14 protein-coding genes and 1 pseudogene are annotated in these 15,628 nt (G+C 58.5%); 2 read left to right on the forward strand and 13 right to left on the reverse strand.

Annotated features, from left to right (window positions below; genetic code table 11):
- Nucleotides 1–90: 90 nt before the first annotated feature.
- From BEN47_RS17060 to BEN47_RS17095, 8 genes are all read right to left on the reverse strand, one after another.
- Nucleotides 91–732: a hypothetical protein gene (locus BEN47_RS17060; RefSeq protein ID WP_070730046.1), complete on the reverse strand. Its 642-nt coding sequence runs from the start codon at nucleotides 730–732 to the stop codon at nucleotides 91–93.
- Nucleotides 733–759: 27 nt separating this feature from the next.
- The gene (locus tag BEN47_RS17065; protein ID WP_070730048.1) at nucleotides 760–1,641 is read right to left on the reverse strand and encodes a ChaN family lipoprotein; all 882 of its coding nucleotides are present in this window, start codon (nucleotides 1,639–1,641) and stop codon (nucleotides 760–762) included.
- Between the two features lie 170 nt (nucleotides 1,642–1,811).
- A complete protein-coding gene (locus BEN47_RS17070; protein ID WP_070730051.1) occupies nucleotides 1,812–3,197 on the reverse strand; it encodes an ABC transporter permease in 1,386 nt (461 codons plus the stop codon).
- Nucleotides 3,198–3,326: 129 nt separating this feature from the next.
- Entirely contained in the window at nucleotides 3,327–4,265 is a 939-nt protein-coding gene (locus tag BEN47_RS17075) for an ABC transporter ATP-binding protein (RefSeq protein ID WP_070730052.1), read from the reverse strand.
- A gap of 64 nt (nucleotides 4,266–4,329) precedes the next feature.
- Nucleotides 4,330–4,950 (reverse strand): hypothetical protein, encoded by a 621-nt coding sequence (locus BEN47_RS17080; RefSeq protein WP_070730054.1) that lies wholly within the window; start codon nucleotides 4,948–4,950, stop codon nucleotides 4,330–4,332.
- An 11-nt stretch (nucleotides 4,951–4,961) separates the two neighbouring features.
- Nucleotides 4,962–5,474, reverse strand: coding sequence for an RNA polymerase sigma factor (locus BEN47_RS17085; RefSeq protein WP_070730056.1), 513 nt, complete (start codon nucleotides 5,472–5,474; stop codon nucleotides 4,962–4,964).
- Nucleotides 5,475–5,643: 169 nt separating this feature from the next.
- Entirely contained in the window at nucleotides 5,644–6,789 is a 1,146-nt protein-coding gene (gene dnaJ, locus BEN47_RS17090; RefSeq protein WP_070730058.1) for a molecular chaperone DnaJ, read from the reverse strand.
- 187 nt (nucleotides 6,790–6,976) lie between these two features.
- On the reverse strand, nucleotides 6,977–7,549 hold the full coding sequence (locus BEN47_RS17095) for a nucleotide exchange factor GrpE (protein WP_070730061.1): 573 nt from the start codon (nucleotides 7,547–7,549) through the stop codon (nucleotides 6,977–6,979).
- A gap of 172 nt (nucleotides 7,550–7,721) precedes the next feature.
- Here BEN47_RS17095 and BEN47_RS21100 point away from each other — a divergent pair, with 172 nt between their 5' ends.
- Nucleotides 7,722–8,087: a hypothetical protein gene (locus tag BEN47_RS21100; RefSeq protein WP_125921743.1), complete on the forward strand. Its 366-nt coding sequence runs from the start codon at nucleotides 7,722–7,724 to the stop codon at nucleotides 8,085–8,087.
- Nucleotides 8,088–8,099: 12 nt separating this feature from the next.
- On the opposite strand, the gene obgE is transcribed toward BEN47_RS21100, so the two are convergent.
- From obgE to BEN47_RS17120, 5 genes and pseudogenes are all read right to left on the reverse strand, one after another.
- Nucleotides 8,100–9,089, reverse strand: a complete 990-nt coding sequence (obgE, locus tag BEN47_RS17100) for a GTPase ObgE (protein WP_070730063.1) — start codon at nucleotides 9,087–9,089, stop codon at nucleotides 8,100–8,102.
- Nucleotides 9,090–9,257: 168 nt separating this feature from the next.
- On the reverse strand, nucleotides 9,258–9,881 hold the full coding sequence (locus BEN47_RS17105) for an adenylate kinase (protein ID WP_070730064.1): 624 nt from the start codon (nucleotides 9,879–9,881) through the stop codon (nucleotides 9,258–9,260).
- A gap of 74 nt (nucleotides 9,882–9,955) precedes the next feature.
- Nucleotides 9,956–10,495, reverse strand: coding sequence for a hypoxanthine phosphoribosyltransferase (gene hpt / locus BEN47_RS17110; protein ID WP_070730066.1), 540 nt, complete (start codon nucleotides 10,493–10,495; stop codon nucleotides 9,956–9,958).
- Between the two features lie 416 nt (nucleotides 10,496–10,911).
- Nucleotides 10,912–13,175, reverse strand: a pseudogene (locus BEN47_RS17115) (sodium-translocating pyrophosphatase).
- 71 nt (nucleotides 13,176–13,246) lie between these two features.
- Nucleotides 13,247–14,161, reverse strand: a complete 915-nt coding sequence (locus BEN47_RS17120; protein ID WP_070730069.1) for a M20/M25/M40 family metallo-hydrolase — start codon at nucleotides 14,159–14,161, stop codon at nucleotides 13,247–13,249.
- Nucleotides 14,162–14,314: 153 nt separating this feature from the next.
- Here BEN47_RS17120 and BEN47_RS17125 point away from each other — a divergent pair, with 153 nt between their 5' ends.
- On the forward strand, nucleotides 14,315–15,529 hold the full coding sequence (locus tag BEN47_RS17125; protein ID WP_239691649.1) for a tetratricopeptide repeat protein: 1,215 nt from the start codon (nucleotides 14,315–14,317) through the stop codon (nucleotides 15,527–15,529).
- Nucleotides 15,530–15,628: the final 99 nt, after the last annotated feature.

A 15,628-nucleotide genomic window follows, 5' to 3' on the forward strand; every position in this document is an offset into this window, starting at 1 on the left:
CAAGTTGGACTATAATCCGCAACTTGGGTTATTTATGCGTCTCTGCGCCATTGTGCCGAGTTATTAGGCAGATTTCATAAGAACCATTGCTTACAGCGAGCTAAAATCGTAGGGGTAGCCGATGGCCTGCACGTCTTCCTCCAGTTGCAGCCAGTTTTCCATTTCATCCACTATGCCCAGCACGATGGCTCTGGTCAGGGTTTCACCCTGGTAAATTTTGGCAACGGCGGCCACGTCCATCGGCGAGCGGTCAGTGTCCTCGCCGTAGTACTCATTGGCCCATTCGGCGTAGGTGTCGGGGTTGCCGTCGAGTATGAAAAGCAGCTCCTCAGAGCCGTCGTCCTCGATTTCTATGATGCCGGTTTGCCAGCCATGCGCGGGCGTGTACCACAGGCAGAAGGTGGTCTCGATGGAACTGACTGGCTCACCGAAGATAAAATCGTCGAAACTCGCGGGCAGGCCGCGCGTTACCTGAGCTTTGTCAGGTTGCTCGTAGCCATCGAGGTAGCCGTTTATCACGCAGCCTTCCGGGCGGAACAGGATGAGCATCTGGTCGCCCTCGCCGTCGCTCATTTCCAGCACTTCTTCGCTTTCGCCCCACACCGCATTGTAGGTGTAGTAGCGGTATTCCAGGTCCGGCGAATTGATGGCATCGAGCACGGCCAGCGCTTTGCTGATGGTTTTTAGGGCAGCTGCGTCGGGCAGCACACGGTAGTCCTGGGTCGAAATCATGGTCAGGGAAGAAAAACGGGCTTACCGTTAATACGTTTTGCTCGCGTCTACCGGCACTACGATTACAAAGTCGGCCACGTTCAGCTGGTCCTTATCCAGCTGCTGCAGCTGCTCCTGCGTGACTACGCTCAGGGTGCGCACGCGCAGCTTGGGAGCATATTGGCGCAGGTAGGCCCCGATACCGTCGTGGTTGTCGGAGTGGAAGCTGCCGTTGAAGTGCAGCAGGGTTTGGCCGTCCTGCCGGCTGGTGCGGATGAAATGGGCCATGGTGGCGTCCTTCAGGGCTTGCGCCTGAATGATATTTTGGGCACCGCCGCCGTGGGCTTTGCTGTCGCCGCCGAACATGGCGGCCATCTTTTTGTAGCCGGGCAACTCATAATCCACCTTCAGCGGCAGTGGAGCCAGCAGGGCGCGGTCGGCGGCAGGCAGTTTGTCGAGGGCCTTGAGGCTGCCGCGGGCCACGGCCTGCGCAAACGGGCGCGGGGCGTTGGTGCCGATGACCGGAACTTTACTTTCGCGCGCAAACAGCACCAGCGGGTGGTAGTCGGTGTCGTAGTTGGGCCACGGGCGGGCCTGGCGCGCGAAGACGGTATCAGCCAGCGTGCCAGCGGCATACTGGGCCACCAGTGGCTGCACATCGCGCTCAAACATTTCCATGCCCAGCACCAGCTGGCCGGGCTTTTTCAGCTTTTGCAGGTCCTTGGCTACCTGCAGTTCCAGCCAATGCGTGAGGGCGTCGTTGTGCTGCTCCCCAAAGAGCACGACATCGGCCTGCGCCAACTCGGCCAGCATCTGGTCGTAGTCGGCGGGTTGGCCGGCGGCGGTGAAGAGACGGTACGCGGGCCGGTCGCCAACAAAGGCGAAGCTGGACAACAGCAGAAACAGGCTGGCAAAATGTATAAAGCGCATGGGCGAAGCAAGAAGCCGGAAAACTTGAACAACAACAAAGAACGTAATACGGAGCGCAGTCGAAGCATCTTTCCCGCGCAGTGTAATTCCTTTCGGTTGGATTATACTGCGCGGGAAAGATGCTTCGACTGCGCTCCGCATGACGTTCTATTGCACTTCCAGTTACTTGATTAGCCCTTATAAAACATCCACTTGCCCAATTCCTTGTACGTCACCTTCTTGCCGTACATGAGCACGCCCACGCGGTAGATGCGGGCCGCCACCCACACCGTGCCGATAAAGCCGAGAATGAGCAGCGCGATGGACAAAGCCAGCTGCCACATGGGCACCCCAAACGGCAGCCGAATAACCATGGCAATGGGCGAAGTGAAGGGTATCATCGACATCCAGAAAGCCACCGGACCGTCAGGGTTGCGCAGGATGACGGACAGGCCTACCACGTAACTCAGAATGAGCGGCAAGGTGATGGGGAACATGAACTGCTGGGTATCGGTCTGGTCGTCCACGGCGGCTCCTACGGCGCCGAACAGGGCGCCATACAGCAGGTAGCCGCCCAAGAAATAGGCGATGAAACCAAATAGAATGGTGCCGAGCGGCAGGTTGCTCAAGGTGCCCAGCACCTTGGCGGCCGGGTTCATGTCGGCGGCCTGCTGGCTTATGCCCTGGTCGAGTTTGCCTTCGGCGGTTTGGGGTTCGCCGTTGGCCGCGGTCGTGGCGGCTCCCGGCGCGGCCGTAGTGGCGGCCATTTCGGTTTTGGGCTTGTCTTTGCCCGTCAGGAAGGGTATAACGACCGACGACACTCCCGCCGACAGCAGGCCCCACAGCAGAAACTGCGTGAGTCCCACAGCGGCAATGCCCACGATTTTGCCCATCATCAAATCAAACGGCTTCACCGACGACAGCATCACTTCCATGATGCGGCTCGACTTCTCCTCCCCCACCCCGCGCATAATCTGCACGCCATAAATGAAAATGAAGAAGTAAATGAGAATGGCCAGCACGTAGGAGATGGCCGACGTGGCCAATGCGTTGCTGTTGGCCTCCTTGCCGGTCTCGTCCAGGCTGATGGTTTGCAGCTCCACTTTCGAGCGCAGCCGGTCGAGTTGCTCCTGCGAAAGGCCGGATTTCTGCATTTTCAGCTCCGAAAAAGCTTTGTTCAGGGCGCCCTGCACGGCCACCTGCTTTTTCAAACTGATGTTGCCTTTTCCATAAAACTGCACGCCCACGGGGTTGTCCACGTCGAGGCCGGCGGGCAGGTAGAGCAGGCCGTCGTGCTTGGCCTTCTGGAAGCCCTTCTTGGCTTCGGCCAGCGTGCCGGTGGCGGGCATGAAAAGCAGCTGCGACGAGTTGGCCAGGCGGCCGGTCAGGTTGAGGCCGCTGTCGTCGCGCACCTCCACCACGTCGGTGGTATCGTTGTCGGAGCTGGCCACTTTTACAATAACAAAACCAAAGGCGGCCAGCAGCAGGGGCACGGCTAGGGTTAGCACAATAAAGGCTTTTTTGCGAACACGGGTCAGGTATTCGCGTTGGGCGACAAGTAAGAATTTGGAAGCCATGATGGGATATTAGTTTTTGTCATCCTGAGCACAGCGAAGGACCTTATCACGCCTGCAGCTGCTGGAATTAGTATTGCTGACGTCAGGAGCCGTGATAAGATACTTCCTGCGTCAGCATGACAAACGACGTTAAACGGTTTCTTCCACCAGCGACTCCGGCATGGTTTCGCGCACGCGCCGAATGAAGATTTCGTTGATGCTCGGAATCTGCTCGCGGAAAGATTCTATCTCCACGTTGGCAATGAGGTAGCGCAGCAGGTCGTTGGGCCGCACGCCGGCGTGCAGCTGCACGCGGGCGTAGAAGTGGCCGTTTTCGCGCTCCGTCTGTTCCACCACTTCAAAGTCGGGGTGCACCACAATGAGCTTGCCCTTGCCTTCCACGGCGTAGGTGTTGGTCTTGAACTGGTCCCGAATCAGGCCCACAGGGCCGTCGAGCACCTTGCGCGAACGGTTAATGAGGGCAATGTTGTCGCACAGTTCCTCCACCGATTCCATGCGGTGCGTGGAAAAGATGATGGTGGCGCCCTGCTTGCGCAGCTCCAGAATCTCGTCCTTAATCAGGTTGGCGTTAATGGGGTCGAAGCCCGAAAACGGCTCGTCGAGGATAATCAGGCTGGGCTGGTGCATCACCGTGGCAATGAACTGCACCTTCTGCTGCATGCCCTTGCTCAGGTCCTCCACGTTCTTGTTCACCCAGTCTTTCAGCTCGAACCGCGCTATCCACTGCTTGATGCGCTGGGTGGCGTCGGGCTTGGTCAGGCCGCGCAGCTGGGCAAGGTACAGCAGCTGCTCGCCCACTTTCATCTTCTTGTAGAGGCCGCGCTCCTCGGGCAGGTACCCGATTTGGGCCGCATGCTCGGGCCGGAGCCGCTCGCCGCGGAAGCGGATTTCCCCCTCATCAGCACCCGTAATCTGGGTGATGATGCGGATGAGCGAGGTTTTGCCGGCGCCGTTGGGGCCCAGCAACCCGAAAATACTGCCTTCCGGGATGGCGAGGCTCACGCCGCTCAAGGCAACGTGGGCCGCGTACGCCTTGCGCACGTCGATGGCTTCAAGAATGGGTTTCACAGAAAAAGAGGTTAGTTGGTGTGTAAATGTAGAGATATCCAGCTAGTCGGGAATACTTGAATGTTTAATTGGCGACCTCTTCCAGCTCGGCCAGGTTGGCTTCGAGGCGGTCGAGGTGCTGGCCGTAGAGGCGCTGCAGGTACCAGCGGGTGCCGTACACGGCCAGCACTTGCACCAGTACGCCACACCCAAGCAGCACCCCACTCATGATGAGCAGGAACTTCCATCGAAACGGACCCGGCCGCGCCAATTCCATCCCTACAAAATAGCCCAGATTAAATATCATCAGCGCCGGGCCGAGGGCCAGCGTGAGCCGATAATAGAAGCGCAGTAGCGCCCGCAGCCCCGCCGCCAGCTGCTGCAGGTGGCCACGCACATTGCCTTCCACCACCAGCATGCGGCTTAGCATCCCCAGCATTCGGTAGTAATAGTACAGCAGGCCCAGGCCCATTACTGTCATTATCACGCCGTATATCCGGAATATGAGCGTCTCTGCTATGAATAGGGCGAAGGGCGAAACCAACACCAAAAAGGCGGTGAAGGCTGTTTCCCAGCGGGCGCTGCGACGCATTTTTTCCACCACTCCCGGCCGGCTGGCCAGGAGCTTATCCAATTGGGACGGATTAATTGGCGCTGCCTCCTCGGGTGAGTTCAGCCAGCTTTGGCGCAAATCTTCGAGCTGCATAACAAAGAATATTAGCGGGTTACGAGCGGTAATAGCTGCCGCAGCTTTTCCTGCACGCGGTGCATTTTCACGCGCACATTGTTTTGGGTAATGCCGAGGATGTCGGCCATCTCATCATAGGGCCGGTCTTCGAGGTAGAGCAGAATGAAGGCCTTGTCGACTTCCGACAACTGGTCGATGGCCCGGTAGAGCGCCGCCCGGTCCTCGGCATCAGGGCCGGGCTCCGGGGCCAGGGCCACGGCCAGGGCCTCGGCATCCAGCCCGCCCGGTGCGGGGCGGCGGGTGCGCTGGCGCAGGTTGGAGATGGCCACGTTCAGGGCAATGCGGTAGAGCCAGGTGCTGAGCTTGGCGCCGGGCTGCGGCACGTAGCGCGGCCACGCCCGCCACAGCTGCAGCACCATTTCCTGGAACAGGTCCTGGCGGTCGTCGGCATCCTGGCAGTACAGCCGGGCCACGCGGCGCAGCAACGGCTGGTACTCGTTCAGTGCAGCTACAAAATCAGCAGATGGCGTGGCGGCAGACATTCTCAGAAGCGGTTTCGGGAAGTTAATCGCAGCCCGCCATGCGGCATTACAGAGGCCAGCGAATTTATTTGAGCGCGACCAGCTTTTACCGCTTGGCTTACCAGTCAAACAAAAAGCCCCATCCGGCCAGTGGCCAAACGGGGCTTTTCAAAACTATTCAGTCAAGACGCTACGCGAAATACTCCTTCACTTTTTCGAAGAAGCCCTTCTCGTTCTTGCCGGGGTGCGGCGTGAAGTTGTCCGAGTCGCGCAGCTGTTCCAGCAGCTCGCGCTCCTGGTTGCTCACGTGCTTGGGCGTCCACACATTGAGGTGAATGAGCTGGTCGCCGCGGCCGTAGCCGTTCAGGTCCTTGATGCCCTTACCGCGCAGGCGCAGGATTTTGCCAGGCTGGGTGCCAGGGTCCACCTTTATTTTCACCTTGCCCTCGATGGTGGGCACCTCCAGGCTCGCGCCCAGCGCCGCATCCACAAACGAGATGTACTGCTCGAACATGATGTTGTTGCCGTCGCGCTTCAGGAATTCGTGCGGCTCCTCCTCAATCTGAATGAGCAGGTCGCCGGGCACGCCGCCGCGCTCCGGGAAATTGCCTTTGCCGTTCATGCTCAGCTGCATGTCGTTGGCCACGCCGGCGGGGATGTTGATGGGAATCACCTCTTCGTGCAGCTGGCGGCCTTCGCCTTTGCACACGTCGCAGGTGCTCACAATGGTTTTGCCCTCGCCGTTGCAGGTGGGGCAGGTGCTGCTGCTCACCATCTGGCCCAACATGGTGTTCACCACGCGCTTGGTCTGGCCCTGGCCCTGGCAGGTGGCGCAGGTTTTGAGGTCGGTGCCGTTTTTGGCGCCGGTGCCGCTGCACGGCGTACAGGCCACGTAGCGCTTCACTTTGATTTTCTTCTCCACGCCGTTGGCGATTTCCTCCAAATCGAGTTTCAGCTTGATGCGCAGGTTCGAGCCCTTCTTCTGACGCCGGCCGCCGCCCTGGCGTCCGCCCCCGAAGAAGCCATCGAAGCCCCCGCCGCCGCCGAAAATATCGCCGAACTGCGAGAAGATATCCTCCATGTTCTGGGGTCCGCCGCCGCCGCCATTGCCCATGCCCTGGTGGCCGTAGCGGTCGTAGCGCGCGCGCTTGTCGGCGTTGCTTAGCACCTCATACGCCTCGGCCGCTTCCTTAAACTTGTCCTCGGCCGTGGGGTCGTCGGGGTTTTTGTCGGGGTGGAACTTGATGGCCATCTTGCGGTAGGCCGACTTGATTTCGTCGCCCGCCGCATTCTTGGCAATGCCTAATATTTCGTAATAATCGCGCTTCGTAGCCATCTGAATGGTGTTATTCTGAACATCTAAAAGAGCACGTCATGCTGAGCGCAGCCGAAGCATCTCGCGTGTGGTAGCAATCCAACCGTAAGGATTAGCAACAGCACGCGAGATGCTTCGGCTGCGCTCAGCATGACGTGCTTCTTTGAATGACCGTCTTTTATTATTGTTCTAAATCTAAACCCTAAAGTTACTGGCCCAGCACCACCTTGGCGTGCCGAATTACCTTGTCGCCCAGGTAGTAGCCCTGCTCCACCACGTCCACGATTTTCCCCTTCAGGTCGTCGCTGGGCGCGGGAATCTGAGTAATGGCCTCGTGCAGCTCGGCATCGAAGTCGCCACCCTTGGCTTCCATGGCAGTCAAACCCTTTTGTTGCAGCGTTTTGTTCAGCTTGTTCTGAATAATATCAATGGCGTCGCGCACGGCCCCGGCATCGTCGGTGGTGGCGGTAGCGTTGCGGGCACGCTCGAGGTCGTCGAGCACGGGCAGCAGCACCGTCATCAACTCCTGGTTGGCGGTTTTAAACAACTCAACACGCTCCTTGCTGGTGCGGCGCTTATAGTTCTCAAACTCGGCAGCCAGGCGCAGGTACCTGTCTTTGACTTCGGCCAGCTCGGCATCGGTGCGGGAGGCTTCGGGCTGCGGCGCGCCAGTGGCGGTCATGTCCGGGTCGGTGCTCTCGCCATCGGCCATTTCGCCAGCTACGTGGGTGGGGTCGGCGGTCAGGTTGTCGTCCTGGGGGAGGTTATGCTCGTTAGCCATGTGCGGAAATATTCGTCGGAAGGGGTTTTTCACGGGGTTAGCCGGTTAGTCACGGTGCGGGCGCAAGGAGTGGGCCAAAGGGCAGACGGCTGCCATAGTGGCACGAGACATTTGAGTGCGAATCAGCTCCTACCTTGCTGAAATAGAATTAAACCGGAAGCTTTAGCGCATTATGAAAATTCTTCTCACTCGCGAAAGTGTTGCAATGGGCGACGACGCTGATGCCCCTCATCACCGGGAAATTTTAGTGGCTGATGACGCAGACTTATCAGCAATTATCAATGTCATTCTTCAATCAAACTATTTGGCTTCTATTGCTGGAGGTAGGGCAACATGGACTGTCGTATCCCGCATTCCAATAGCAATTGTGGCACAGCAATGGGCGGAACCAAAAATGATGGCACCTATACCGTCTTTGTCTAGCCTGAATTTTTCAAACAATGCACTTTCTCTGCACTTTGATTATCGTACGCAACAAAATCCAGAGTCGGTGTACGAAGAGTTTCAACGCGTACACTCAAGGCATTCTTACCGATAAATTGCCGAAAGCCTAATCATGCAACGCCTTCCAAATCATGTCCTTCAGCGGCGTGATATTCTTATTGATAAGGCTGGAAATGAAGATGGCGGGCACATCGGCCGGGAGCGTGGCGCGGATTTCGGTCTCCAGTTCCTCGTCAATCATGTCGGACTTGGTGATAGCTAGTAGGCGCTTTTTGTCCAGCAGGTCGGGGTTGAACTGCTCCAGCTCACCGAGTAGCACCTTGTACTCGGCTTCAATATCGGGGCTGTCGCAGCTTATCATGAAGAGCAGCATGGAGTTGCGCTCGATGTGGCGCAGGAAGCGGGTACCCAGGCCTTTGCCCTCGGCCGCGCCCTCGATGATGCCGGGAATGTCGGCCATCACGAAGGATTTGTAGTCGCGGTAAGCCACCACGCCCAAGTTGGGCACCAGGGTGGTGAAGGCGTAATCGGCAATTTTGGGCTTGGCGGCCGACACCACGGAGAGCAGCGTGCTCTTGCCCGCGTTGGGGAAGCCCACCAGGCCTACATCAGCCAGCAGCTTTAGCTCCAGGATAATGATGGCTTCGATGGCCGGCTCGCCGGGCTGGGCGTAGGTGGGCGCCTGGTTGATGGAGTTCTTGAAATGGTCGTTGCCCCAGCCGCCGCGCCCGCCGGGCACGAGGACCTGCCGCTGACCGTGCTCAGTGATTTCCAGAATGTGCGTGCCATCCGGGTCGCGGGCCACGGTGCCGAGGGGCACTTGCAGCACGATGTCCTCCCCTTGCGCGCCGCTGCGCAGGTTTTCGCCCCCGCCCTCGCCGTCTTTGGCAAACACGTGGCGCTGGTATTGCAGGTGCAGCAGCGTCCAGTGCTGCGAGTTGCCTTCGAGGATGATGTGGCCGCCGCGGCCGCCGTCGCCGCCGTCGGGGCCGCCATTGGGCAGGCCCTTGGCCCGGAAAAAGTGGTGCGAGCCGGCACCGCCTTTGCCCGAGCGGCAGATGAGTTTGACGTAGTCGATGAAGTTATTGGAAGCCACTGGAATTGAAATTTGGAGTGTTGAGTGTTGAATGTTGAGTGGCGACTTTCGACGCGGAAGGGCCCTGAATGAAGCTATAAAAACAAGTTGCCGGAAACGAGCCTAAGACTCATTCCCGGCAACTTGCAAGCGTTTATTCAACACTTAAAACTCAACATTCAACCCTTCTTAAGCTTTTACTTCTTTCGTTGCCGCCGCCGGGGTTTCGGGAACAGCGACTTTCTGCTGGTCAATTAGGCCACAGATTTGACCGAAGATGTCGTCAATGGCCCCGATGCCGTTGAGGGCATGGAATTTATTCTGGGCGGCATAATAGCCGGCCACCTGGGCGGTTTCGGTATTGTACACCGTTACGCGGCGGCGGATTTTGGTTTCGTCCTGGTCGTCAGGGCGGTTGCTGGTTTTGCCGCGCTCCAGCAGGCGCATTACCAGTTCTTCCTCCTGCACCTCCAGCGCTATCATGCAGCCGATGTGGGTGTTGTGCTCAGTCATGAGGCGGTCGAGGCTTTCGGCCTGGGCCACGGTACGCGGGAAACCATCGAAGATGAAGCCGCCCGCCTGGGGGTTGTCTTTCAGGGCGCTGCCAATCATGCCGATAACGACGGCGTCGGGCACTAGTAGGCCTTCGTCCATGAGCTTCTTGGCGGTGAGGCCAAGTTCGGTACCCTGCGTTATCTGGGCGCGCAGCAGGTCGCCGGTGCTCAGGTGCACGAGGTTGTATTGGGCAATGAGTTTTTGACTCTGGGTTCCTTTGCCGGCGCCGGGCGGGCCGAACAGCACGATATTCAACATGAATGAGAAGAGTTGCGCGAGGGGAAAGAGTAAGGTGGGTTGGGCAAGATAATCAATTGGGGCCAAAGGCCGTGCTACACCGCCACGTACACATCGGGCAGGTTGCGGCCCAGGCCATCGTAGTCAAGGCCGTAGCCCACCACGAAGTCGTTGGGGATTTCCAGGGCCACGTAGCGCAAGCTCAGCTCGTGCTGCAGGCTCTCAGGTTTGAAGAACAGGGTGGCGATTTCGACCGATGCCGGCCCGTTGGCCTGCAGCGTGGGCAGCAAGTGGTGCATGGTGGTGCCCGTGTCCACAATGTCTTCGACGATGATGATGTGGCGGTCTTGTACGTCTTCGCGCAAGCCCAGGATTTCCTGCACCGTGCCCGTACTGCCCGTGCCCTCATACGAGGCCACGCGAATAAAGACGATTTCGCACGGGCCGGAAATATATTTCAGCAGGTCGGAGGCAAACATAAATGCCCCCGTGAGCACCACCACGAACAACGGCTCGCGCCCGGCGTAGTCGGCGCTGAGGCGGGCAGCCAGGCGGCGCACAGCCTCATCCAGTTGGGCCGCCGATAAATACGGCTTGAATGCTTTGTTATGGATGCTGATGTGGGAGGAACCCATGCGACGCGAGTAGAATGAGCCACAAAGCTACTGTCTGAACCACGGATTGGCGGCGCCAAACTCCGTTTCATCTGGATTTGTCGGATTTTGTGAGCGTTACGATACCCGTCGGGCTGGCGCGCGTCTGCGACGCGTTGCCGACTGGCTTCGAGCCTGCGGCTCGCCGGCGCACGAGCCGCAGTATGGCTGTAACAACCACCCACCCGAGCCGCAGGCTCGAAACCAGTCGGCAACGCGTCGCAGACGCGCGCCAACCCAGCAGCTGCGCAACAGCAGCTTTAGAATCAAATGGATAGCTTCGGTACTCAAAACCAGATTCAGAGACAGAAAACAAAAAGGCCGCTCTATTGAAGCGGCCTTTTTGTATCTGCTGCCATGCGGCTCACGAAATTGAAATTGTTTCGCGGCGCGAGTAGCTATTTCACCTCGCGCAACGCGGTGTAAATGACCTTGACGGCCGTTGGGGCAAACGATTCAGCGTAGCGCACATGCGGACGAGTGGCAATTTCGGTACGCTCATTTTCCAGCTTCACCGGGGCCATGCCGCGCTCACCGCCTTTTTCGGCAATGTGGGGCGCGATAACCAGCGACACGATGCTCATCAGCTTAATGAGGATGTTCATGCTCGGCCCGAGGTATCTTTGAACGGGTCGCCCACAGTGTCGCCCGTCACCGACGCTTTGTGGGCGTCGGAGCCTTTGTATTCCATTTTGCCGTTCACCAGCACGCCTTTCTCGAAAGACTTCTTGGCGTTGTCCCAGGCGCCACCGGCGTTGCTCTGGAACATGGCCATGAGCACACCGCTCACCGTCACGCCGGCCAGCAAGCCGCCCAACACCTCGGGCGAGGATGCGTTCGAAAACAACCCGCGGCAGCCGAAGCCTACTATAATAGGAGTTAGCAGGGCGATGGCCCCCGGCAGAATCATCTCCCGAATGGCTGCCTGCGTGCTGATGGCCACGCATTTTTCGTATTCCGGCCGGCCCGTGCCTTCCATAATGCCAGGAATCTCGCGGAACTGGCGACGCACTTCCTGCACCATGGCCATGGCGGCCCGCCCCACCGCCGCAATGGCCAGCGAAGAGAAAATGAACGGAATCATGGCGCCAATGAAGACGCCGGCCAGAACCGGCGCCTTGCTGATGTCGATGGACGTGATGTTGGCCGTGCCCATGAAGGCGGCGAACAGCGCCAGCGACGTGAGGGCCGCCGAGGCAATAGCGAAACCTTTGCCGGTAGCAGCGGTGGTGTTGCCCACAGCGTCCAGAATGTCGGTCCGCTCGCGCACTTCCTTGGGCAGCTCGCACATTTCGGCAATGCCACCGGCGTTGTCGGCAATGGGGCCGAAGGCGTCAATGGCCAGCTGCATGGCGGTGGTGGCCATCATACCGGCGGCGGCAATGGCCACGCCGTAGAGGCCAGCGGCCTCGTAGCTCAGAATGATGCCGGCGGCCAGCACCAGAATGGGCAGCACCGTGCTTTCCATGCCCATGGCCAAGCCACCGATAACCGTGGTGGCGTGGCCCGTGCTGCTTTGCTGCACAATAGTGTTCACCGGGCGCTTGCCCATGGCGGTGTAGTACTCGGTAATGATGCTCATCAAGGTGCCCACTACCAGGCCCACAATCACGGCGTAGAAAATGCCCATGGCATCGAAAGAGAAGCCGCGAATGGTGAAGTTGCCCGAAGGCATAATCCACATGATGAGGAAGTAGGAAGCCACAGCCGAAATCACGACGGAAATGTAGTTGCCCGTGTTCAGCGCCGTTTGCACGTTGCCACCCTCCTTCACCCGCACGCACAGAATGCCGATGAGCGAAGCCACGATGCCCATGCCCGCAATGGCCATCGGCAAGAAAATCGGCGAGAGGCCGCCGAACTGGTCGTTGGTCACGGTCACTTCGCGGCCTAGTACCATGGTAGCCAGAATGGTGGCTACGTAGGACCCGAACAAGTCGGCGCCCATGCCGGCCACGTCGCCTACGTTGTCGCCCACGTTGTCGGCAATGGTGGCGGGGTTGCGGGGGTCGTCTTCCGGAATACCGGCTTCTACTTTGCCCACGAGGTCAGCGCCCACGTCGGCCGCTTTGGTGTAGATGCCGCCACCCACGCGGGCAAACAGGGCAATGCTTTCGGCCCCGAGCGAAAAGCCGGTGAGGACCTCCAGGGCTTTCACCATTTCCTCGCCATTGGCGAGGCCGCTCGGCACAAACATCTTATAGAAGATGATGAACAGGGAGCCCAAGCCAAGCACGGCCAGGCCCGCCACGCCCATGCCCATCACCGAGCCGCCCGAAAACGACACGTTCAGCGCGGTGCTGAGGCTGGTTTTGGCTGCTTGCGCCGTCCGCACGTTGGCTTTGGTGGCGATTTTCATCCCGATGAAGCCGGCCAGCGCCGAGAACACGGCCCCAATCAGGAAGGCAATGACAATGACCGGGCTGGAGTTGCTGCTGGTGGTGCCCAGGTAGAAAAGGAAGGCTCCCGCAATCAATCCAAACAGGGCCAGCACCTTGTATTCAGCCTTGAGAAAGGCAATAGCTCCATCGGCGATGTAGCCGGAAATGGTTCTCATGCGTTCATCGCCGGCATCTTGTTTGGCCACCCAACCGGCCCGTAGCCAGGTATATAATAGCGCAAATACGCCCAGCAAGGGCACTGCGTAAAGGTATGGAGTCATGAAAAGATGAAAAGGGTGAAGTGAAAGAAAGTGTAATGAAGACGCAAGAGTACCAAAGATATACGGCAGTGTTACAATTCTTGCATCAAAACCTGGTAAAGCGCCAGCATGCTGACAATGTCCCGCTTGTCAATCAACTCATCCGGCGAATGCACATGGTCCTCGGGTGCCCCAATGAAACACCAGTCCCAGGGCGCGGCAGCGTGCTGCAGCTCCTTGGCATCGGACCCGCCGCTGCCTTCTACTTCCAACTGGTGCGGGATGCCCGATTGGGCAGCAATTGCCCGGATGCGGTCCACGTAAGCACGGCGGGGAATGAGCGAGTCGCGCAGCGAAATGGCCACCCCCTGGCCGGCGTGCACGCCTTCCGTCACCCAGGTAATGTCCGAAATGAGGGCTTGGCGCACGCCGTACGTCTCGTTAATAAACTTCGCCAGATAGGCCACCGAGCCGCCTCCGTGCTCTTCCCAGCAGGAAAAAGCCACCACGCCGTGTTCAAGGGTTTCGCACAGCCGCAGCGCGTTCCAGACCCCGAGCCGGTTGTCGAGGTAACAGCTCTGCACGGTGGTGTCGGTTTCGCGAAAGTCGCAATAGAATGTAAGCTCGGTACCCCGGTCAATTTCCCGGTGGAACGCATAGCCCAATTCGCCGGTTTCTTCGTCAATAGTTAGTGTACAATCTATCTGTCCTTGCGAATCTATACCTACCAGGCGGTAGCCGGCTTCGGCCTGGGGCCCGCCAATACGTACCAGTTGCCGGCCATAGCGCACCGTGAACCCGATGCTGTCGAGGTGAGCAAAAACGGCGGTGCGGGGCTGCCCAAACACCAGCAGCACGCAATCCTGAACCCGGTCATCGGCGATGACGATGGGCTGGTGGCGCCAGGTGGCCTGCGTTCGCTGCACGTAGTCGAGAACAAAACGCGTCAGGGCAACTTCGTTGCCAGCGGGCGCCAGAATGCGGCAAAGGGAGCGCAACAATTGCATAAGCCAAGGGGAATACGCCCAAAGCTAGGCCAAAGTCCGTACTTTAGCAGGCCCGTTTACCCTACCCGCTTTCTGGATGGGAAGCGTACAGGTCCCGCTATCGATTATCTACCTATGTTGCGTTCGCTGTTTTGTATTTGTTTGGGGCTGCTCATGATGCCGCTGCTAGGCAAAGCCCAGACCCGTGATACAATGCGCATTCCCCCGCCGATGAAAACGGTGGAACTTGATACGGTGGGCGTGATGCCCTCGGCCATCGACACCAAAGGCTGGCTGCTGCTGGACAAGGACATTCAGCTCGAGTTGGATGGCGCGGTAAACAACATTTACAATTTCAAGTACGAGCGGGCCGAAAAGCAGTTCCGTTCCCTGCGGCGGCGCTACCCCAACCACCCCATGCCCTACTTCCTGTTGGGCTTGAGCACGTGGTGGAAAATTGTGCCGACCAACTTCCAGTCCTCGCAGTACGACAAGAGCTTCCTGGCCTACATGGATACGTCCATCACCAAGGCTCAAAAACTGTTCGACGCCGATAACAACAACTACGAAGCCAGCTTCTTTTTATCGGCTGCCCACGGGTTCTCGGCGCGCATGCACGGCGAGCGCCACGACTGGCGCAAGGCGACCGTCAGTTCCCGGCGCTCCCTCAATTTTCTCAAAAAGAGCCAGGAAGCCAACGGCTTGAGCCCGGAATTTCAATTTGGCCAGGCCCTGTTCAACTACTACGCCGTCTGGATTGGCGAGAACTACCCACTGTTGAAACCGGTGCTTCTGTTCTTCCCCAAAGGCAACAAAACGGTAGGGCTGCAGCAGTTGCGCAGTGTGGCCAACAATGGCTTCTATACGGCAACGGAGGCGCGCGTGTACCTCATGCGCATTCTAAAAAACGAGGAAAACAACGCTGAAGAAGCCCTCCCGGTGGTTCGGCAGCTGGCTACCTCCTTCCCCGACAACGGCTACTTCCAGCGCTTCTACGCCCTACTTGCCTACGACCAGGGCGACTTTGCGGACTGCGAACGGGTAAGCCGCGAAATCCTCGATAAAATCAATAAGGGCATGCCCGGCTACGAAGGCATCAGCGGGCGGTACGCCAGCTACTTCCTGGGCTACCTGATGCAAAACCGCTACCGCGACTTAGCCAAAGCCAAAGACTACTACCAGCGGTGCATCGTTTTTTCGGAAAGCACCGGCGACACGTCCGGCGGCTTCTATCTGTTTGCCAACATGAATCTGGCCCGCCTAGCTGTTCGGGATAAAGATGTAGCCGCCGCCAAACGGTACTATGCCGTGATTGTAGACAAGGCCGAACGGAAATCGGAGCAATATAAGGAGGCAAAGGCGTGGTTGAAGAAGAACGGTAAGGTTTGATTTTATACTCGTCGCGAAGTGAAGTGCGAATAAAGGCTTAAAATTGTGCCATGGAAGTACGGCTTTCCGATGCGGAGCGGCAGTTGCTGCGGCAAGCGC

The organism is Hymenobacter lapidarius, assembly GCF_001816145.1.
Lineage (GTDB): Bacteria > Bacteroidota > Bacteroidia > Cytophagales > Hymenobacteraceae > Hymenobacter > Hymenobacter lapidarius.

Excerpts from the sequence above, each read along its gene's own strand:
- BEN47_RS17060 (WP_070730046.1), bottom strand. The coding sequence starts at position 732 with ATGATTTCGACCCAGGACTACCGTGTGCTGCCCGACGCAGCTGCCCTA.
- BEN47_RS17065 (WP_070730048.1), bottom strand. The coding sequence starts at position 1,641 with ATGCGCTTTATACATTTTGCCAGCCTGTTTCTGCTGTTGTCCAGCTTC.
- BEN47_RS17070 (WP_070730051.1), bottom strand. The coding sequence starts at position 3,197 with ATGGCTTCCAAATTCTTACTTGTCGCCCAACGCGAATACCTGACCCGT.
- BEN47_RS17080 (WP_070730054.1), bottom strand. The coding sequence starts at position 4,950 with ATGCAGCTCGAAGATTTGCGCCAAAGCTGGCTGAACTCACCCGAGGAG.
- BEN47_RS17085 (WP_070730056.1), bottom strand. The coding sequence starts at position 5,474 with ATGTCTGCCGCCACGCCATCTGCTGATTTTGTAGCTGCACTGAACGAG.
- dnaJ (WP_070730058.1), bottom strand. The coding sequence starts at position 6,789 with ATGGCTACGAAGCGCGATTATTACGAAATATTAGGCATTGCCAAGAAT.
- BEN47_RS17095 (WP_070730061.1), bottom strand. The coding sequence starts at position 7,549 with ATGGCTAACGAGCATAACCTCCCCCAGGACGACAACCTGACCGCCGAC.
- BEN47_RS21100 (WP_125921743.1), top strand. The coding sequence starts at position 7,722 with ATGAAAATTCTTCTCACTCGCGAAAGTGTTGCAATGGGCGACGACGCT.
- BEN47_RS17105 (WP_070730064.1), bottom strand. The coding sequence starts at position 9,881 with ATGTTGAATATCGTGCTGTTCGGCCCGCCCGGCGCCGGCAAAGGAACC.
- hpt (WP_070730066.1), bottom strand. The coding sequence starts at position 10,495 with ATGGGTTCCTCCCACATCAGCATCCATAACAAAGCATTCAAGCCGTAT.
- BEN47_RS17120 (WP_070730069.1), bottom strand. The coding sequence starts at position 14,161 with ATGCAATTGTTGCGCTCCCTTTGCCGCATTCTGGCGCCCGCTGGCAAC.
- BEN47_RS17125 (WP_239691649.1), top strand. The coding sequence starts at position 14,315 with ATGATGCCGCTGCTAGGCAAAGCCCAGACCCGTGATACAATGCGCATT.